Source organism: Mesorhizobium sp. WSM4842 (assembly GCF_055901575.1).
On record NZ_CM148372.1, the window covers coordinates 4664227 to 4684129 of the forward strand.

The 19903-nt window shown below is 62.3% G+C and carries 17 protein-coding genes and 1 pseudogene; 7 read left to right on the forward strand and 11 right to left on the reverse strand.

Going from position 1 to position 19903, the window contains the following annotated elements; genetic code table 11:
* Positions 1–210: 210 nt before the first annotated feature.
* Complete coding sequence (locus AC0NIE_RS22620; RefSeq protein ID WP_473487491.1) at positions 211–807, forward strand: 5-formyltetrahydrofolate cyclo-ligase; 597 nt, start codon at positions 211–213, stop codon at positions 805–807.
* Here AC0NIE_RS22620 and AC0NIE_RS22625 read toward each other — a convergent pair.
* Complete coding sequence (locus tag AC0NIE_RS22625) at positions 804–1277, reverse strand: Lrp/AsnC family transcriptional regulator (RefSeq protein ID WP_023675099.1); 474 nt, start codon at positions 1275–1277, stop codon at positions 804–806. The genes AC0NIE_RS22620 and AC0NIE_RS22625 overlap by 4 nt on opposite strands.
* Before the next feature lie 159 nt (positions 1278–1436).
* Between AC0NIE_RS22625 and ald the strand changes: the two genes are divergently transcribed.
* A complete protein-coding gene (gene ald / locus AC0NIE_RS22630; RefSeq protein ID WP_473487443.1) occupies positions 1437–2552 on the forward strand; it encodes an alanine dehydrogenase in 1116 nt (371 codons plus the stop codon).
* Between the two features lie 87 nt (positions 2553–2639).
* A pseudogene (locus tag AC0NIE_RS22635) lies at positions 2640–3725 on the forward strand (outer membrane protein); the annotation flags it as partial.
* A 240-nt stretch (positions 3726–3965) separates the two neighbouring features.
* On the opposite strand, the gene AC0NIE_RS22640 reads toward AC0NIE_RS22635, so the two are convergent.
* From AC0NIE_RS22640 to AC0NIE_RS22670, 7 genes are all read right to left on the reverse strand, one after another.
* A complete protein-coding gene (locus AC0NIE_RS22640) occupies positions 3966–4433 on the reverse strand; it encodes a DUF1203 domain-containing protein (RefSeq protein ID WP_192365496.1) in 468 nt (155 codons plus the stop codon).
* Between the two features lie 77 nt (positions 4434–4510).
* Positions 4511–5317 carry a 4-hydroxy-tetrahydrodipicolinate reductase gene (gene dapB, locus AC0NIE_RS22645; RefSeq protein WP_473487441.1) on the reverse strand — a complete coding sequence of 269 codons (807 nt, stop codon included), beginning with the start codon at positions 5315–5317 and terminating at the stop codon, positions 4511–4513.
* Positions 5318–5633: 316 nt separating this feature from the next.
* Positions 5634–6191, reverse strand: a complete 558-nt coding sequence (locus AC0NIE_RS22650) for an OmpA family protein (protein ID WP_473487440.1) — start codon at positions 6189–6191, stop codon at positions 5634–5636.
* A gap of 99 nt (positions 6192–6290) precedes the next feature.
* Complete coding sequence (locus AC0NIE_RS22655; protein ID WP_473487439.1) at positions 6291–6854, reverse strand: GNAT family N-acetyltransferase; 564 nt, start codon at positions 6852–6854, stop codon at positions 6291–6293.
* Positions 6854–7711, reverse strand: coding sequence for a 3-mercaptopyruvate sulfurtransferase (sseA, locus tag AC0NIE_RS22660; protein ID WP_473487438.1), 858 nt, complete (start codon positions 7709–7711; stop codon positions 6854–6856). Before sseA ends, AC0NIE_RS22655 begins: the two co-directional genes overlap by 1 nt.
* Before the next feature lie 34 nt (positions 7712–7745).
* The gene (locus AC0NIE_RS22665; RefSeq protein ID WP_473487437.1) at positions 7746–8486 is read right to left on the reverse strand and encodes an alanyl-tRNA editing protein; all 741 of its coding nucleotides are present in this window, start codon (positions 8484–8486) and stop codon (positions 7746–7748) included.
* Positions 8486–9520, reverse strand: a complete 1035-nt coding sequence (locus AC0NIE_RS22670) for a cysteine synthase A (protein WP_473487436.1) — start codon at positions 9518–9520, stop codon at positions 8486–8488. The genes AC0NIE_RS22665 and AC0NIE_RS22670 overlap by 1 nt, the downstream gene beginning before the upstream one ends.
* A 210-nt stretch (positions 9521–9730) precedes the next feature.
* Between AC0NIE_RS22670 and AC0NIE_RS22675 the strand changes: the two genes are divergently transcribed.
* Together AC0NIE_RS22675 and AC0NIE_RS22680 are read left to right on the forward strand one after the other, a co-directional pair.
* Positions 9731–10552: an SDR family oxidoreductase gene (locus tag AC0NIE_RS22675; RefSeq protein ID WP_473487435.1), complete on the forward strand. Its 822-nt coding sequence runs from the start codon at positions 9731–9733 to the stop codon at positions 10550–10552.
* Positions 10553–10649: 97 nt separating this feature from the next.
* Entirely contained in the window at positions 10650–11618 is a 969-nt protein-coding gene (locus AC0NIE_RS22680; RefSeq protein ID WP_473487434.1) for an alpha/beta hydrolase, read from the forward strand.
* 105 nt (positions 11619–11723) lie between these two features.
* On the opposite strand, the gene AC0NIE_RS22685 is transcribed toward AC0NIE_RS22680, so the two are convergent.
* Positions 11724–13127: a DEAD/DEAH box helicase gene (locus tag AC0NIE_RS22685; protein ID WP_473487433.1), complete on the reverse strand. Its 1404-nt coding sequence runs from the start codon at positions 13125–13127 to the stop codon at positions 11724–11726.
* 391 nt (positions 13128–13518) lie between these two features.
* Here AC0NIE_RS22685 and AC0NIE_RS22690 point away from each other — a divergent pair, with 391 nt between their 5' ends.
* Together AC0NIE_RS22690 and AC0NIE_RS22695 are read left to right on the forward strand one after the other, a co-directional pair.
* Positions 13519–15051 (forward strand): acyl-CoA carboxylase subunit beta, encoded by a 1533-nt coding sequence (locus AC0NIE_RS22690; RefSeq protein ID WP_473487432.1) that lies wholly within the window; start codon positions 13519–13521, stop codon positions 15049–15051.
* Between the two features lie 7 nt (positions 15052–15058).
* A complete protein-coding gene (locus AC0NIE_RS22695) occupies positions 15059–16129 on the forward strand; it encodes a M48 family metallopeptidase (protein WP_473487431.1) in 1071 nt (356 codons plus the stop codon).
* A gap of 34 nt (positions 16130–16163) precedes the next feature.
* On the opposite strand, the gene AC0NIE_RS22700 is transcribed toward AC0NIE_RS22695, so the two are convergent.
* Both AC0NIE_RS22700 and AC0NIE_RS22705 read right to left on the reverse strand, forming a co-directional pair.
* On the reverse strand, positions 16164–18167 hold the full coding sequence (locus tag AC0NIE_RS22700) for a hypothetical protein (protein ID WP_473487430.1): 2004 nt from the start codon (positions 18165–18167) through the stop codon (positions 16164–16166).
* The gene (locus tag AC0NIE_RS22705) at positions 18164–19693 is read right to left on the reverse strand and encodes an NAD(P)H-hydrate dehydratase (protein ID WP_473487429.1); all 1530 of its coding nucleotides are present in this window, start codon (positions 19691–19693) and stop codon (positions 18164–18166) included. The genes AC0NIE_RS22700 and AC0NIE_RS22705 overlap by 4 nt, the downstream gene beginning before the upstream one ends.
* Positions 19694–19903: the final 210 nt, after the last annotated feature.

Consider the following 19903-nt stretch of genomic DNA (forward strand, 5'->3'; position numbering starts at 1 on the left):
TGGAGAGCAATGTCGCCAAATCTGATGTAGGGACTTTTTTGCACTGCAACAACATCCGACTTTGCTGACTGCCCGCCCTAAGATGTCGCGAATGTACATGCCCTATCCTGCCGCCGAGTATAATTTCATTGAAACTGACGACAGGAGTGGAACTTGGATAGCGATCATGACGATGAAGGTCCGGCTCACTATTCCTCGCCCCCTTGCTTCATGCACGACCTGGAATTCCGGGCGCCCCTATCCGACTGGACCGACGTGAAACGATGGCGCAAGGCCGAGCGCGAGCGGCTGATTGCGGCGCGCCTCGCTGTCTCGGCTGACGCGCGAACGGCAATGTCGCAGCGCATCGGCGAAAGCCTCGACGCGGTTATCGGCGACGTCGCCGGCCGCGTGGTCAGCCTCTACTGGCCGTTCCGCGGCGAGCCGGACCTGCGGCCATGGATGGCTTCCGTCAATGAGCGCGGCGGCCGTACCGCACTGCCTGTTGTGATCGAGAAAGGCCGGCCGCTAGTCTTTCGCGCCTACACACCGGGCGACCGACTGGAGAAGGGCGTCTGGAATATCCCGATCCCGGCTGAAGGCGATCCGGTGCTGCCCGACATCGTCATCTCACCGATCGTCGGCATCGATCCGGGACAGTATCGGCTGGGCTATGGCGGCGGCTTCTTCGACCGCACACTGGCGGCAATGCCTTTCAAGCCGCTGGTCATCGGTGTCGGCTACGAACTGCAGCGCATTGCCACCATCTATCCGCAGCCGCACGACATCCCGATGGACCGGGTGGTGACGGGGGCCTTCAAGGCCTAAGCAAGTTCCGGCTTCATCCCCACCGCCGTCCGGTCGACGATCTCGCGCAAGGCGAAGGATGAATTGATCTTCGTCACATGCGGCATCGCCGACAGCCATTCCTTGTGGATGCGCTCATAGTCGACGAGGTCCTTTGCCGCGATGCGCAGGATATAATCGTATTCACCCGACATCAGGTGGCAGGACAGGACATTCGGGCAGCGCTTTATCGCCGCCTCGAAATCCGACAGCGTCTTTTCGAATTGCCCCGACAGCGATATATGCACGATCGCCGTCATCTGGTGGCCAAGAGCGGCATTGGAAAGCCGGGCGTGATAGCCGCGGATGGTTCCGGATTTCTCCAGATTGTCCAGCCGCCGCGAGCAGGCCGACTGCGACAGGCCGACCTTCTCGGCAAGCGCCGCGTTGGGTATCCGCCCATCCTTCTGCAAGGTTTCGAGAATGGCGATATCGATCCTGTCGAGTGGCATTTTTCAGGATTCCTGCGACAATCCGGCTGTTTTGCGCAACGATTATCGAACCGTGCCCTCTTGCGCAAGCGCATTCGCAAACACCTACGGGACGATTCATGGTTCACTATCTCTAGACAGGGAACGTGCCCCAAAGGGCCGGATCAGGAGGAGAAGAAGATGCGCGTCGGCTGCCCCAGGGAAATCAAGAACCACGAATACCGCGTCGGCCTGACGCCGGGCTCGGTCCGCGAATATGTCGCGCATGGCCACGAAGTACTGATCGAGGCCGGTGCCGGCGCCGGTATCGGCGCCGACGACAACGCCTATCGCGCCGCCGGCGCCACCATCGCCAAGACGGCCGCCGACGTGTTTGCCAAGTCCGACATGATCATCAAGGTCAAAGAGCCGCAGCCCGACGAATGGGTCCAGCTCCGTGACGGCCAGATCCTCTACACCTATCTCCATCTCGCCCCGGATCCGGAGCAGACCAAGGGCCTGCTGGCCTCCGGCGTAACGGCCATCGCCTACGAGACGGTCACCGACGACCGCGGCGGCCTGCCGCTGCTGGCGCCGATGTCGGAAGTCGCCGGCCGCCTGTCGATCCAGGCCGGCGCCACCGCGCTGCAGAAGGCCAATGGCGGCCGCGGCGTGCTGCTTGGCGGCGTGCCCGGCGTTCTGCCCGGCAAGGTCACGGTGCTCGGCGGCGGCGTCGTCGGCCTGCACGCCGCCCGGATGGCGGTCGGCCTTGGCGCCGACGTCACCATCATCGACCGCTCGATCCCGCGCCTGCGCCAGCTCGACGACATCTTCGGCGGCCGCGTCCACACCCGCTACTCGACCGTCGAGGCGCTGGAAGAGGAATGTTTTTCGGCCGACATCGTCGTCGGCGCCGTGCTGATTCCAGGCGCCGCCGCGCCGAAACTCGTTTCGCGCGAGATGCTGTCGGGCATGAAGAAAGGCTCGGTGCTTGTCGACGTCGCCATCGACCAGGGCGGCTGCTTCGAGACCTCGCACGCCACAACTCATGCCGCGCCGACCTATGAGGTCGACGGCGTCATTCACTATTGCGTCGCCAATATGCCGGGTGCGGTGCCGGTCACTTCGGCCCACGCGCTCAACAACGCAACGTTGCATTACGGCCTGCAGCTCGCCGACAAGAGCCTGAAGGCGCTGATCGACGATCATCATTTGCGCAACGGCCTCAATGTCCACAAGGGCAAGATCACCAACCGCGCGGTGGCCGAAGCACTCGGCTATGAGTTGGTCGAGCCGAAGGCCGTTCTCGCCGCCTGAACCCGCCGCTCAATCCTCTCCCGACAGAGCCGCCGACGCCCTCGGCGGCTCTTTTTTCCACAAGCAAATTTCACGGTTTGCGATTGGCTGACCGGCTTTGGTGGTGAAGGCGTTTACGGTGAACTGACCGTTGGGTACGACTATATGGTGTCGCCGCGCTTCCTGATCGGCGGACTTCTGGATGCCCATGCCGGCAACATTGAAACCACGCTCGATGTTGCTGGTTTTGAAGCTTCGGTCCGCGAGACCTACGGTTTCGACGCTGGGTTGCGGCTTGGTTATCTCTTCACGCCGAACACTTTGGGCTATGTGCTGGGTGGCTATTCCTGGCAGAAATACAAACTCGACACGAACGCTGGTTTTGATTTCGATTGGGACCAGAGCGGCTACTTCGTCGGAGCTGGCGTTGAAACGGCCATCAACAGTAACTGGACCATCAAGTCAGAATATCGCTATACCCGCTTCGGCACTAATGATGATCTCCTTTCCGATTTCGGTGTGCCGGATGGCACCCTCAACCTCGACACGTCGCGGCATACGTTCCAGGTTGCGGCTTTGGCGCCCAGAATGGTGGCGTCGCCTCTTTTGAGGCTCCTGCCCTACAACTGGACCGGCTTCTACGTCGGCGGCGCCGCCGGTGCGGGTGCATCGTGCATCAGATCGACGTTCCGCCGGCTGGCGACCTCGAGTTCAACGGGATCGGTGGCGAAGGCGTGTTCGGCGAATTGAACGTCGCTACGACCATGATTTCGGCAGCTGGGTCGCAGGCGTCATGGTGGATGCCCGCTACTCCGGCATGACTTCGGAACTTGAGATCCCGGGCGGGTCGATCAATCTGGATACTGATTACGGATTCGATGTGCTTGGTCGTGTCGGTATGAAAGTCAACGAATCAACCCTCGCCTACGTGCTCGGTGGTTACAGTTGGCAGCACTTCGATCTGAACGCGTCTTCACCCATCGGCGATATCCTCGATTGGGACTCCAGCGGCTTCTCGGTGGGTGGTGGTCTGGAAACGGCCATGTCCAGCAACGTGACCGTCGGCCTCGAGTACCGCTATTCGCAGTTCTCCGAGAAGGATTTCTCGTCGGAACTTGGGCTGCCGGACGACACTCTCACCTCCACGCCTTCATTCCATACCTCCGCATCGGCGCGAAGTACAAGTTCAACTAAAAACCGTCCAGACAACAGTCAAAGCCCGCCGGTCATTCCGGCGGGCTTTTTCTTTGGGGCGGAAGAAATGCGGGGCGGACAGGGCGGGCAACAAAAAAGCGGAGCCAAAGCCCCGCTTCCTCTGATATCGAGACTTCCCGCCGGTTCATCCGCGGTCGGCAAATCGATCGACAGTCATTCCGTAACGCGACAATGCGACAGGCGTACGACAGCTGCGACCGATGAATACCGCCCGGATCGTCACGCGCGCTCGATCCGGCACTGGTAGCAATTGTTGCGCGCCGAGCGGACATGCACATAGGCGATATCGTTGCGCTCGAACAAGGTCTCGGCCCGCGCCGCGATAGCGGCCGTTGGAATGACGCCGCCGCTGCCATAGACGATGCGGTCGTCCCTGCCGTAGCCGCGCACGATGTAGTCGGCACTTTCGAGCATTTCTGGAAGCGCCTCGGCTTCGGCGGCGCGCTCGCATTCCTCGGCATGCAGAAAGATCGGTCCGGTTTCGGCGTAGGGCTGCAATTCCGGGAATGGCCGGTAGGCCAGGATGAGATAGGCGTCTCCGGCGGTCACGTTCTTCAGGCAGTGGCGGCAAGGCACGCCGTCGCCGTCGGATATTTTCCGCTCTGGTATCAGGCCATAGGCGTCCGGCGCGCCGCGCTGCAAGGCTCTGACATCTTCCGTGGGCAAGGCTTTGAACTGGATGGTCATGGCGAAATCTCCGGTATCGTCGACCGGAAATTACGCCGCTGCGCCAGCGTCTCCCACCCGATTCCTGCCAATTTGGATCAGTCCATCAAGGCGTCGAGACCGCGCACCAGCCCTGTGATCTCCTGTACCCGCCTGATAGCGAGCAGTGTGCCGGCCACGTAAGGAGCAGCGGACGAGCCGGCGTCGTGACGAATGGTCAGCCGCTCGTCGGGCAGGCCGAACAGCGCCTCACAGGACAGGATGTAGGAAGGCAGGCGAAGCGCATGCACCTGCACCCCCTCGCCCGTACCGACCGCCGCACCGCGGGTTCCCGGCACACCCGAGACCTCCGAGACCGGCCGCACCGTCGAAGCCTTGCGGACATCGGCCAGCGCTTCGGCAAGCTCGCGCGCGGTGCCGGACGGCGCGTCGGGTTTCTTGGCGCTCGCATAGTCGATCACCTCGACATCCGGCACGTATTTCGCCGCCATCAGGGCAAACCGCTTCATCAGCGTGGCGGTGATCGAAAAATTGCCGGCTGCAATGACGCCGACACGATTGGCGCGTGCTGCAGCGTCGATCTCGCCGAAATCGGTCGCACCCAGCCCCGACGTGCCGATCACAACGTGCCGCCCCTTCTCTATGGCCAGCAGCGCATGGTCTTTCACCACATGCGGCCTGGTGTAGTCGACCAGCACGTCCGACGGTACCTCCAGCGCCTCGGTCAGCGAGGCGGAAACGGTGATGCCGTTGGCCGGCATGCCAACCAGGAGGCCGGAATCCTGCCCCGCGCCGCTGCGCGACACAGCCCCGGCCAGTGCCATGTCGCCTTGCGCCCCGATCGCCGGAACCAGTGCCTTGCCGATCCAGCCGGTCGCACCGGCCATCACCACCCGAATCGTCATCGTTTGATCCTCCATCATCATTGGAGCGCCACGCGTCCTTTTTGGACGCGCAAAGGACGCTCCAACATTTGAGTCTACGCATCGTGCTTTCCGAAAATCGATCCCGATTTTCGGGCCGATGCGGTAGGCTTTGACCGACAGCGATATGGAAAGAGCGCGACTCATTCAAGCCAGGCTCTTTTTCGGCTGTTGATCCAGACCGCAGTGACTGAGCCTGTTTCGAAAATTACAGCGGCGAGTCAGATGATGGTGTCTTCGAGAACCGGAAGCGCAGAAAACGCCTTCAGATGGCCGCCAATGCGGATTTCGGACAGGCTCAGCGGATGAAGTCGTCGAAGCGGCGCAGCGTCACCCGGCGATTGCGCCAATTCTCGTTCTGCGTCTGCACCAGCAGGAATTCCTCGCCGTAGCCGACGGTTTCCAATGTATAGTCCGGCACGCCGAATTCGCGCACCAAGGTGCGCTTCAGCGAAGCGGCGCGCTGTTCGGAGAGGATCTGGTTCGACTGGAAAGAGCCGACCGCGTCGGTATGGCCTTCGATCAGCACGCGGGCACCGCGGTCGCGCCGCAGGATGCGCCGAAGCGCATCGGCGATATTTTCGATCTTGCCATATTGCGATTCGGAAATGGCCGCCGAGCCAAAGGCGAAATTGATCGACTGGATATCGATCGAACGGGCCATGCGCCGCAGGTCCGGCCGCCTCTTGAATTCGCGGATGGAGACGCGCTGGTTCGGGCGCAGCTTAACGCGGGGTGCGGCCTCGAGCTGACGCTCGATCGTCGCCGCCGAAGGCGTGGTTGCCTGGGCGGCGGCAAAGGTCGGCACGGCGAGGGCCGCAATCAGCGCGGCGGCAAATGTGCGTCGGGTCAGCATGTCTTTTCTCCTTCGGCCTCTGCCGCATTGATGGTGCCGGCAAGATGGCAAAGACAAGCTGAAGCATTGATGAACAATAGGTTCAGTTTGCGGAGAAAATCATGGCCGCATGACACTGGCCGCACGCTCGGCGAAGGTCATTGGATGCACGATCTCCTTCTTTTGCGCGACCGGTGCAAAGCCGAGCTTCTGGTAGAGCGGCAATGCCGCCGGATGGTCGAGCGTGCAGGTCTGCACCGTCACCCGCCTTGGGCCGTGCGACCAGGCGGCGGCGATCGCCGCACCGAGGAACCAACGGCCGATGCCTTGGCCGGTCGCGTGCTCCATCATGCCGAAATAGGCAAGTTCCACTTCTTCAGGCAGATGCGGCTTTAGGTCGAAGAAGCCGGCCGGAGATCCATCGAGATACAGCACCCTGATGTCGCGGTCCTCGCGATGGATGCCTGCAGAAAGCTCCTCGTCGCTCAGCCTCAGCACGTTGACCCAGTGCCATTTGCGGCCTACCCGATCCATCAAATAGCGGTAGAAATGCAGCGGAATGTCTTTGGTCTTCAGCAGAGCGACCTGGCGGTTGTACGGCACCGGCGGCGAATAGGCCGGCGGCACATGCATTTCGAGAAACGTCACCGTGACCTCGATGTCTTCAAGCGCTCCGTTTTCCATCACTGTCGATCCTTGCCCGTCACGACGGGCGTATCGCCAAGCCCTCCCCATTCCGTCCATGAACCGTCGTAGAGCCTGTTGTCGGTATGGCCAAGCGTCTCAAGCGCCAGCGTGATCGCCGCCGCAGTGACGCCTGAGCCGCAAGAGGTGACAACCGGCTTCGACAGGTCGATGCCTGCGTCCTCGATCACCTTGCGCAATCGGTCTTTCGACAGCAGCTCGCCGTCCTCGGCAAGCGCCGAAAACGGCACATTGTGCGCGCCGGGCATATGGCCCGAGCGGATGCCGGCGCGAGGCTCCGGCTCGGTACCGGCAAACCGGCCAGGCGAACGCGCGTCGGCGATCTGGCTTTCCCCGGTCTCGACGATCCGGCGCATATCGGCCAGGCTGGCGACGCGAGCGGCATCGAAGTCGGCATGAAACACGCAGGGCGCGATCTTCGTCGGCTCCGCCGTTACCGGCCGTCCCTCCGCTTTCCAGCGGTCGAAACCGCCGTCCAATACGTAGACCTGGAACACCCCCATGACACGAAACATCCACCAGGCGCGCGGCGCCGAGAAGAAGCCCGGACCGTCATAGACGACGATGGTGTCGTCGGCCGAAATGCCCATGGCGCCGACATATTGGGCGAAATGCTGCGGCGACGGCAGCGTGTGCGGCAGTGGGGAATCAGGATCCGAGATCGCATCCTGATCCAGGAAACGGGCGCCTGGAATGTGCGCTGCGTCATATTCGGCGCGCGCGTCGCGCTTCTGCGCCGGCAGATACCAGGACGCGTCGACGATGGTCAGGCCAGGCTCGCCGAGGCGCTTCTGCAACCAGTCCGCATCGACGGTGAAAGGGCCGTCTTCGGCCATTCTTCTTCTCCTGCACGCCTTTGACATCTGTTTATCAGGCCGGCGGCATCGGTCCAAAGCGTATTCGGAAGCGCCGGTTCTCGCGACCCTTCTTCTCGATCTTGCCGATATGGATCTCGCCGACTTCTCCAGTGCTCTTTACATGGGTGCCGCCACAAGGCTGGCTGTCGATCGAGGCATTCTCGCCAATGCAGACCAGTCGGATCTTGCCCGTGCCGACGGGTGGCCGAACATTTTTCGATTTCACCAGTCCCGGATTGGCCGCCAGTTCCTCGTCTGTGATCAGCCTGACAAAGACCGGGTGGTCGGCCCGCACCAGATCCATCAGCCTGGCCGTCACGTCTTCCCTGGTGAACCCGGCATCCGGGATGTCGAAGTCGACACGGCTGTCGTCCTCGGAAACCGAGGCGCCGGTGATCGGGAACGGGCAGACGACGGTGAGCAAATGGCAGGCTGTGTGCATGCGCATCAGCAGATACCGCCTCTCCCAATCGACGGCGAGCTTTATCGGTTCGCCGACCTCAAGCACTGCCTGCTCAGGCGGCACATGGATGATCTCGTCCTTGGTCTCGCCGGTGATGGTGGCGGCAACGTTGATCAGGCTGCCGTCGGCGCGTTCGAGGGTGCCGGTATCGCCCGGCTGCCCGCCCGACGTAGCATAGAAGACCGTCCGGTCCAGAATGATGCCGCCACGGTCGTTGACGGCGACAATCGTGGCATCAGCCGTCCTGAGATAGGCGTCGTCGCGAAACAGCGCTTCCGTTTTGTAAGCCATCACGCGACCTTCTCGAACGGCACCGAAATTGTGCTCCGCTGTTCCATCCAGCCCGGCACCGGCAGTTTCTTTTGGCGCAGGAATTCAGGGTTGAACAATTTCGACTGATAGCGCGTGCCGTAGTCGCAAAGCACGGTCACGATGGTGTGGCCGGGACCCATCTCACGCGCCAACCGGATCGCGCCGGCAATGTTGATGCCGGTCGAGCCGCCGACGCACAGACCCTCCTCCTGGATAAGATCGAAGACGATCGGCAGTGCATCCTCGTCCGGAATCTGGAAGGAGAAATCCGGTGTGAACCCTTCCAGATTGGCGGTGACCCGCCCCTGCCCGATGCCTTCGGTGATCGAGCTGCCTTCGGATTTCAGCTCTCCGGTGGTGTAGAAACTATAGAGCGCCGCACCCAGCGGATCGGCGAGCGCGATCTTGACGTCCTTGCTCCTGGACTTAAGCCCGAAGGCGACGCCGGCCAGCGTTCCGCCGGAGCCGACCGCCGAGACGAAACCGTCGACCTTGCCGCCAGTCTGGGCCCAGATTTCTTCCGCCGTGGTGCGGGTATGGCCGTCACGGTTGGCGACGTTGTCGAACTGATTGGCCCAGATCGCGCCGTTCGGCTCGGACCGGGCCATCTGCTCGGCCAGGCGGCCCGACAGTTTCACATAATTGTTGGGGTTCTTGTAGGGAACGGCAGGCACCTCGATCAGCTCGGCGCCAAGCAATTTGATCGTGTCCTTCTTCTCCTGGCTTTGCGTGTCGGGGATGACGATCACGGTGCGGTAGCCAAGCGCCTTGGCCACAAGCGTCAATCCGATGCCGGTGTTGCCGGCCGTCCCCTCGACGATGACCCCGTCCGGCCTCAAGAGCCCGCGCTGCTCGGCGTCGCGGATGATGAACAGCGCGGCGCGGTCCTTCACCGACTGGCCCGGATTCATGAATTCGGCCTTGCCCAGGATCTCGCAGCCGGTTTCTTCCGAGGCTTTGTTGAGGCGGATCAGAGGCGTATTGCCGATCGCTTCGATCACAGAACGGGGCATGGAGATTCCTTTATGCTTGCGGCGGAACCCTAGAAACCCGAAGCTTCGGTTTCAAGGCAAGAATTTGTCTGGTCCAGCGGCATTTCTGGGCTGCAATTCCTAAAATAGACGTCGCCTTCCGCTATTCGTTGAAGCTCCCACTGAAAAGCGCTCTTTTCATTCGATTTCTTCACCGCTAGAGCACAGGCTAAAAAAGTCGCAGGGCATAGCATGACTCTCTACCGGGCCAACCCGAAAGACGGCGTCGCGTGGATCACGGGCGGCAGCAGCGGCATCGGCCGTTCATTGGCCAAGGACCTTGCGGAACAAGGCTATGCCGTCGCGGTGACGGCACTCGACGACGATCCGATCGATACGCTTGTTGTCGAGACGGCGCAGATGGCGGGCCATGTCACGGCCTATCCTTGCGACGTCACCGACGAGAGACGCATGGCAAAGACGGTGGCAGTGATCGAGAAGGATCTTGGCCCGATCGTCTTGGCCGTTTTCAATGCCGGGAGCTATATTGCGACCGCCGGCGAAGACCTCACCGTCCGTGGATTTCGCCAGTCCTTCGATGTCAATTATTTCGGCATCATCAACGGCCTGGTGCCGGTCATCGAACGCATGCGCGTCCGCGCGCGCGGCCATATCGTCCTGGTCGGTTCGGTCACCGCCTATTTCGGCTGGCCGACCACGGCCGCCTATGGCGGCACCAAGGCGGCGGTCAATATCCTCGCAGAGTCGCTGAAATACGATTTCGACAAGATGAACGTCCGCATCCAGGTGATAAATCCGGGCTTCGTCGACACCCCGCTGACCGAGAAGAATTTGCTGCCGATGCCCGGTCTGATGCCCGTCAATCGCGCCTCGCGCCGCATGGCGCGCGGCATCAAGTCCGGCGGCTTCGAAGTCACCTTCCCGCGCCGCTTGAGCTGGGGCCTGAAGCTGCTCAGAATCCTGCCGAGACCGTTCTGCCGATGGGTCATCAGCACCGCGACCCACTGGAAGGCGCGTCCGCTGAATTTCGACCGCAAGCCGCCGAGCGAATAGACCGGCCATCGAAGTCGGCGATCCCGCCGCCGGCGGGACGCCGTTGCCTGTCTGCCATCGCGGCCATAGGTTGCGGATTATTTGGACGGAGTCTGCGATGGGGCGACGGATCGTGCTTGCAATGCTGGCTTTCGCCCTCATTCTTGTCCTCGCCTTCGCGCTTGGCCCGCGCGTCCAAGTCGACACCACGGTTCGCTTCGATTCTTCCCTGATCGGCGATGATCCGCAAGCCTATCTGGCACGCCGGGAGGCGGCCGTGCCTGATATCCGCGACGGACTTGAAAAGGAGATCATCTGGGCCAATCCGATGGTTCACGCCAGGACGCCGCTGTCTATCGTCTATATCCACGGCTTTTCGGCGTCGAAGGGCGAGGTTCGTCCGCTGGCGGACGAGGTGGCCGACCAGCTCGATGCCAATCTTTACTACACCCGCCTCACCGGCCACGGACAGGGCGGTGCCGCAATGGCGGACGGCAGCGTCAACGCCTGGATCAACGACTATGAGGAAGCCCTCGCCATAGGCCGGGCGATCGGCGACAAGGTGATCGTCATCGCTACCTCGACCGGCGGCTCGCTGGCAGCCTGGGCTGCGACGCAGCCGGGCGCATCGGAGGGGGTGGCGGCAATCGCGTTCATCTCGCCGAATTTCGGCGTCAAGGCTTCCGGCGCCGAACTCCTGACCATGCCGTGGGGCCGAGAGATCGCCGAGCTGGTCGCCGGCAAGCAGCGCAGCTTCGTGCCACGCAATGCGCTGCACGAGAAATTCTGGACCTACCGCTATCCGATCGCGGCGACCCTGCCGATGGTGGCGCTGACCGAGCTTGCCTATGGCGCGCCGGTGGAGAAGGCGACGATCCCTGCCCTGTTCATCTTTTCGGATTCGGACAGGATCGTGCGGCCGGACCGCACCCGCGAAATAGCCGGGCGCTGGGGCGCCGCGCACGAACTGGTGCCGGTCGACGATACCGGCGATCGGGACAACCACGTCATTGCCGGTGACGCGCTGTCGCCAGCAACCACAGCTTTCCTCGCGCAGCGCATTGTCGTGTGGGTACAGGCGTGGTGAAGTAGATCCCAGGCGAAAAAGGCGACCGAACCATCGCTCCGATCGCCTTTTTCAATTGTGAGCAGCCGGCCGAGCCCGACAGGCTCGGCCGGCTGCACTATCTGATTACGCAGCCCGCGCCGCTGGCCGCTTGCCGCCGAAACGACGCTTGTTGTTGCCCTTGAAGGGCTTGGCGCCTTCCGGCTTACGCTCGCCGGCGAAGGCCTCGCCGAAGCGCTTCTTGCCGAAGCCGTTGTTCTGGCCACCAGGACGCCTGCCGTCGCGACGGCCATTGCGGTCGTTGGCCGGCTCGAAGCTGCGCTCGTTCTTTTCGGCGGGATTGCGCTGCGGATCGGGGCTGCCGAGATGGTCAGCAACGATCGGCAGCTTGGTGCGGATGATACGCTCGACCTGGCGCAGCTTGCTGTTCTCGGACGGGTCGCAAAGCGTGATGGCGATGCCGTCCATGCCGTTACGACCGGTGCGGCCGATGCGGTGGACATAGCTCTCCGCCTCGTCCGGCAGGTCGAAATTCACCACGTGGCTGATGCCGGGCACGTCGATGCCGCGCGCCGCGATATCGGTCGCCACAAGAATGCGCACCGAACCCTCGCGGAAATCATTCAGCGCCTTCTGGCGGGCGTTCTGCGACTTGTTGCCGTGGATGACGGCGGCCTTGAAGCCGTCGCGCTCGAGGTCCTTGGTCACCCTGTCGGCGCCATGCTTGGTGCGCGAAAAGATGATGACCGACTTCATCGCCTCGTCGGCGAGCATCGTCGACAGCACCTGTCGCTTCTGCTTGGTGCGGGCAAAGACGACGCCCTGTACGATCTCGGCCGCCGCAGTGCTGTGAGGCGCCACTTCGACGCGGATCGGGTTCTTAAGCAGGCCCTTGGCCAGTTCCGCGATTTCGGCCGGCATGGTCGCCGAGAACAGCACCGTCTGGCGGTCTGGCGCGGTCGCCCTGGCGATGCGCTTGACGTCGTTGATGAAGCCCATATCGAGCATGCGGTCGCCTTCGTCCAGCACCAGCCATTTGGTGTCGGCAAGCACGAGGTCGCCCTCACGCACCAGGTCGGTCAGCCGGCCGGGCGTGGCAATCAAGATGTCGACGCCGGGAGCAATCTTTTTTACCTGGCTGAAGCGCGAGACGCCGCCAAGCACGAGTGCTGTCGAGACATGCGCGCCCTTGGCGAGCAGCTTGATCATCTCTTCGATCTGCACGGCGAGTTCGCGCGTCGGCGCCAGGATCAGCGCGCGAGCGGTCTTCGGCCGGCGCTTGGTGCCGAGCGCGATGATCTTCGACAGGATCGGCAGCGCGAACGCCGCAGTCTTGCCCGAACCGGTCTGGGCGATGCCGAAAATGTCACGGCCTTCCAGCTGCGGCGGGATCGCCTGCGCCTGGATCGGCTTCGGATCGGTGAAGCCGGCGGCATGGGTGGCCTTGAGCAGCGCGCCCGTAATTCCAAGTGCTGCGAAACCTGAAAGTTCCCCAGTGTCCTTGCCGGTCAAAGTGTTTTCGTTGGTCAAAATATTCTTCTTTCACGCGGCTCCTGGCCGCAAACATCGATGGCGGCAGGGCGCAACAACCTGCCGTCGAAAAAACTGTCATGAAACGACAAGGCGGCGGACGTTATCGTCCGCACGGCTGCGCTGTCGTGCCCGCAGGCATCATGCCACGGGGCTTTTTCGCCGCCTTGCCGATATGTCGGAAAGAGGGAAAACAGACGCAACCAGTCTCATTCGTCGAGAAGGCCGGATAGTCCCGGCCCAAGCGCCTATGTCGCCGCATATGGCCCAGTTCGCCGCGGAATGCAAGGGGCGTCATGTTGCAGCGCAGCGAAAGCCATGGCGAAGCGGCGCTTGCGCTCGCCTGCCGTCATGATTACCACAAATCAGCTTCCGTTTTGGGGATCGACCGATGAAGGACGTGCTGAAGGAACTCGAGCGCCGCCGCGATATGGCGCGCATGGGCGGCGGCCAGGCCCGCATCCACGCTCAGCACAAGAAGGGCAAGCTCACCGCGCGCGAACGCATAGACGTCTTTCTCGACGAGGGTTCGTTCGAGGAGTTCGACATGTATGTCGAGCATCGCTCGACCGATTTCGGTATGGAGAAGACCAAGATCGCCGGCGACGGCGTCGTCACCGGCTGGGGCACCGTCAACGGCCGCCCGGTCTATGTCTTCGCCAAGGACTTTACCGTGTTCGGCGGCTCGCTGTCCGAGGCCCACGCTGAAAAGGTGGTCAAGGTGCAGGAGATGGCGCTGCGCAACCGCGCGCCGATCATCGGCCTCTACGACGCCGGCGGCGCCCGCATTCAGGAAGGCGTGGCAGCACTAGGCGGCTATGCCGAGATCTTCCAGCGCAATGTGCTCGCCTCCGGCGTCATCCCGCAGATTTCACTGATCATGGGCCCTTGCGCCGGCGGCGACGTCTATTCGCCGGCGATGACTGACTTCATCTTCATGGTGCGCGACACCTCCTACATGTTCGTCACCGGGCCGGACGTGGTGAAGACGGTCACCAACGAAACGGTGACTGCCGAGAGCCTCGGCGGCGCCTTCGTCCACACGACCAAGTCCTCGATCGCCGATGGCGCCTACGACAATGACGTCGAGGCGTTGCTGCAAATGCGCCGGCTGATCGATCTGCTGCCTGCCTCCAATACGGCTGATATCCCCGAGATCCAATGCTACCAGTCGGTCACCGATCACGATCTATCGCTCGACCGGCTGATCCCCGACAACGCCAATAAACCCTACGACATCAAAGAGTTGATCCTTAAAGTTGCCGACGAGGGTGACTTCTTCGAGATCCAGCAGAATTTTGCGAAAAACATCGTTACGGGTTTCGGGCGCGTCGAAGGCCGCACGGTCGGCTTCGTCGCCAACCAGCCGATGGTGCTGGCCGGCGTGCTCGATTCGGACGCCAGCCGCAAGGCGGCGCGGTTCGTGCGCTTCTGCGACTGTTTTTCGATTCCGATCGTCACCTTCGTCGACGTTCCAGGCTTTCTGCCCGGTACCGCGCAGGAATATGGCGGGCTGATCAAGCACGGCGCCAAGCTTTTGTTCGCCTATGCCGAAGCGACCGTCCCGAAGATCACCGTCATCACCCGAAAGGCCTATGGCGGCGCTTATGACGTGATGGCGTCAAAGCATCTGCGCGGCGACATGAACTATGCCTGGCCGACGGCGCAGATCGCGGTGATGGGCGCTAGGGGCGCGGTCGAGATCATCTATCGCAAGGACATCGGCGATGCGGAGAAGATCGCAGCGCACACAAAGGCTTACGAGGATCGCTTCCTGTCGCCCTTCGTCGCCGCCGAGCGCGGCTATGTCGATGAGGTGATCATGCCGCATTCGACCCGCCGCCGCATTGCGCGTGCGCTCCGCATGCTGCGCAACAAGGATATGCAAAACCCCTGGAAGAAGCACGACAACATTCCGTTGTGAGACGCTGATGTCGCGCCTAGTCCTCTACACGGGAGAGCACTTCGGCAGATTTGCCGTCCTGCTTTTTGTTCTGCCGCTTTTCTGCCCGGTGCTCCTCTGGCTGCTGTTCCTTGATCGGCATCCGCTCGCGGTTATCGCGGGCGGTGTTATTGCCGTACCGGCTGCAATGCTGGCTTTCGTTCTTTTAACTGGAGCATTGTTTGCCGGCTTTCGGCCTAGCAGGGTGGAAGGGATTACTCGGGACTCGGCGCCAAAATTGTGGGCAGTGTGGGAAAGCGTGGCTGGCAAACATCGCGCCAGCCAGACGACCATTGTGCTAAGCAGTGACCTGAACGCCAGCATTGGGGAAGAGCGCCCGTTTCTGGGTCTGCTCGGCCGTCGGGCAATCTTGACCGTCGGTATCCCGTTGCTTGCCGTGACCGACGAAAAGGCATTTTCGGCAATCCTTGCTCACGAAAACGCTCATCTGAAAAACAGGGACACAAACGGCGGTCTCAATCTTGCCGAGCTCGACAAAAGCTTCGATTTGATCTTCGAATATGCTCCTCCCGGAAAAACAGTTTCCGGCAGCCTGTTTTACTGGATGCTGGCTCCGCTGTCGTACTCTCTGGAACGCGAAGGAATACGGCTATCGCGACGAGCGGAAATCGATGCCGATCGTCATGCGGCAATGTCAGGCGATTCGTACGAAGCAGCACGCGCCCTGCTCCTGATTGCAGCGGCCGACAAGTTCTTCAATGACCAGGTCTACAATCCGCTTAAGCGTGAGTTGCTTGGCGCGATGGCACCGCCTCGCCCGCCGCTTGATAGAGTTCTGGCGGTGTGCAGCGACTTGTCGAGCACGAGCCTTCTGCAAGAATATGCACTGAAGGCCTGGGACGCCCCCGATGACGAGAAGGCGGACCATCCACCATGGTCGGAACGTCTGACTGCTCTTGGATATAGCTCCGTTCCAACGATAGAGCCGGTTTTGGTTCCTGCCCTGTCGAGCCTGCTGAGCAATGAAATGGTCGGAGAGCGAGTTCGCCATTTCGACAGTGAATGGACATCGAAAATCGCCGATTATCTCGATCGGTAGGCGATCCCTTTGGATTTTTGCGACGAGGTACCGGTCACTCCGCTTCCGCCGCACCGAACCCCGCGCCCATCGTCGCGCGGACTGCGCCCGACCACGGCGTGGCATGATTGTCGATGCGCATCTGGAAGATAAAATAGGTCGGCGAGCAGAAGCCGATACTTTTCACCTTGCCGATACCAGGCGTATCGGGCGGCAGCGACTGGCACATATAATCCTCGCGGCAGAAATGATCGGCCGAGCAGGCCGGCCTGTTGCCGCGATTAACGGCGCCGCCGAGGCACTGGTCGAAATTGTTGGTCGCTACGCAAATGTCGAATTTTTTCCCGCCGACGAGCCCGCAGATCTCGTTCGGCATCGGCTTGCCCGGCTTGAAGCCGGCAAAGGCACGATCCTTGTCATTGCAGCCGCGATAGGCGATGCCGGCCGGCACGCCGATCTTCGGCGGCCGGCAAGTGTAGGCGGTGCGCGAAATATCGGTGACGAAGGCCGCGAATTGGCCTGATATGCTGTAGCGGTCATTGAAAGGCTGCGCCGGGTTGCTGGCGATCGAGCCGGTCAGACATGGATGGCCGGAGAACATCTTTTCGCTGCCCTTGGGCAACAGGCATTGCGCCAGTTTCGTCCGCACGCCCGATGCAGTCGCCAGCACCGTGCAGACGGTGCCGCCGCCGCATTGCCAGCCCGCAGCGAAGTGCTTTGCGTCCTCCGGCATCAGACACGGCATCGCCACCTCGGCCGGCAGATAGGCGACCTCGCCGGCGTCCTGCCATGCGGCCGGGGGCGCGAAGGACAGCGGGCGGAGGCGGTTCGGCTCCTTGCCCTCGACGGTCGCGCGCAGCCACGCCTCGCGCCGCGGCATCTCGGCGTGGAGATGCGGCGAGATGCCGACTTCGATGCGGTTCAGCGGCGATGTGGTCTTGTCGTCGAGGCCGATGAAATGGAAACCGGCGGTCGACCCCGCCTGATGGCAACCCTGGCAGGCGCCATTATCCAGCCGCTCGACCAGCGCTTCCGGCGTGCGCACCAGCTTCAGCGCGGAATAGTCGAGCCCAGAAAAATCCGCGGGCTGGAACAGCGGCGTGAACGGGTGATTGGCCTGCCTTGCGCTGCCAAAAGTCGACCACGAGATGACTTTCTTCGCCAGGAATTCATGCGGAATTTCGTAGACACCGAGATCGACCGCCGCGAGACTGGCGCTGATATAGTCGGCAAGTTTTGCTTTCAGCGTGGCGTCGTCGGCAAGCAGCGCCACATCCGGCGTGTTTTCCAGCGGCTTTTCGCTGACCGTCTCTCCATCGATGCCAAAAATCCGCATGAGGTAGGCAGCCTGCCCGCCAAATTCGGTCTCCTGGCCGGAGGGAAAGCGCACCACCTGGGCGTTGAGTTCGAGCTGCTTGAAGGTCAGCCCGGCCTTCTCCAGCGGCCCGCCGATGAGCCAGCCGGTATCGACGGTCTCGTCGAGCTGCGGCGTCCAGCGCCCGGCAACGCCGACGCAGCCGCCGTCGGCGTCCGGCGCGGCGCTGTAGATAGCATTGAAGTTGAACGGCAGGCGCGAGGCCAGAACCTTGCCGTTTTTCTTGAAGCTGTAGGCAAGGCGATAGATGAAACGCACCTCGCCGCAGCGCCCGTCGCCTCGTATATCGGCGAAATCACGCCGATCGAGCCGGTTGACGACACCGACCAGCCGGAAACGGGCGGCGTCGGTCTTCAGCCAGTGCATGTCCATGATGCGGCCGACATTGCCGTCGGTGACTTCGTAGAGCGGCCGCCCGCCAGCCTTCATCTCGGCCCGCAGCGCGGCGACATCGCCGGCAACCGTTTCGACGATCTGGTGATAAGCAGGCGCCTTGTCATAGAGCGCCTTCAGGTCGCCCCCGCCATCGACGCCGAAAATGCCGGCGAAGCCAAAACCCTTGGCGTCGAGGGCGGCAAGCAAGGCCGGATCGTCGACGATCGTCACCGGACCTTCGGCGCGCGCGAGGTTGGCTAGGAAGAGGCTGACGAAAATCACAGCGATCAAGGCGAGCCGACGGTTCATTCAGCGGTCATCCCGTGGCGATTTTCGACAAGCTCGCGCAGCACCGGCACCAGCGCCAGCGGCAAGTCTTCGGCGATCAGCCCAGGCCCGAAACGGCTGCCGGCCTCGGCATGGATCCAGACCGCCGCGCAGGCGGCTTCGAAAGCCGGCATGCCTTGCGCCAGGAAGCCGGCGATGATGCCCGACAGCACGTCGCCCGACCCGGCTGTGGCCAGCCATGGCGCGCCGTTACCGTTGATCGCTGCCCTGCCATCGGGCGCCGCGATCACCGTGTCCGCGCCCTTGTAGACGACGATGGCACCGGCACGCTCGGCGGCAGTGCGCGCCTTGGCCAGCTTGGACAGGTTCTTGTCTCCGGCGATGTCTGGAAACAGCCTGGCGAATTCGCCCTCATGCGGCGTCAGCACCAGCGCCGGCGCGTTCGGGCGGCGGGCGGCTTCGAACAAAACGTTGGGCGTATCGCGAAACGCGGTGATGCCATCGGCATCGAGCACCAGCCCGTCGACCCGGCCGTCTTGCCGCTGTCCGGCGGCCAGTACGGCGAGGGCAAAATCCCGTGTTTTTTCGCCGACGCCAAATCCGGGTCCGAGGACGAAAGCCGACGGCCGGCGGCCGGCGATGAATTCCTGTACGTCCGCGACACTGTCGGCCTTGCGCAGCATGATCGAGGTCAGATGCGCGGCATTCACCTGCAGCCCGTTCGCCGGCGACAGCACGGTCACCGCCCCTGCCCCGCTCCTGGCCGCGGCAAGCGCCGACAGCCGTGCGGCACCCGTCGCCGATGGCCCGCCGGAAAAGACGCCGACATGGCCACGCCTGTATTTATGCGTGTCGATGGCTGGAACCGGGAAGTTCCCTATCCAAAGCGGCGGGGTGTTCTCGAATGTTCGCGGTTCAAGCTGCGCAACGATATCGTCGCAGATGCCGATGTCGGCAAGCACGAGCTCGCCGCACATCTCGCGCCCAGGCAACAGCAGATGGCCGGGCTTTTTTCGCGCAAACGTTACCGTGATTCTGGCGCGGAATGCCTGGCCGAGAATCTGGCCGCTCTCGCCTGACACGCCTGAGGGCAGATCGACCGCAATCACAGGCAGGTTCAGTTCTGTCGCAACCTCGACCGCCTTGGCGGCATCGCCGGACAGCGGCTTGGACAGCCCTGCCCCATAAAGGGCGTCGACCAGGATCGCTCCTGTCTCGGCGGCAAATTCCGACAGCGGCCGAGGCCTGACCGGGCATTCCGAAGCGGCGAGCGCCGCGTCGCTGCCGGTCCTGGGTGAGCCGGATGCCCACATCAAGACGTCGATGGCGCTGTCCTGAAGAATGCGGGCGACGACATATCCGTCGCCGCCATTGTTGCCGGGTCCGCACAGTACGTGGACTGGCGCTGCCGGATAACGCTTGAGCACCACCGCAGCGACCGCGGCACCTGCATTGCGCATCAGGCCAATGCCGTCGAGAGGTCCGGCGGAGATCGTCAACCGGTCGGCCTCAGCAATTTCGGTCGGAGACAAAATTTCATTGTTCATGGATGCCGATCCGCATTGGCTCAAGCCCGATCCTTGTGGTCAAAACATTGTCCAGTTTTTCGGTTCGAAGCAAACGGTGATGAGGTGGCACAATCCATAAGCACATCTTGGGGACAATGGCTTCGTCGAAGCACAAATGCTCACGAAATGCTCTGTCTGCCCAATTATTGTGCGGACGAAAGCGCCGACAATGTGTAGGTTCCCGGTATC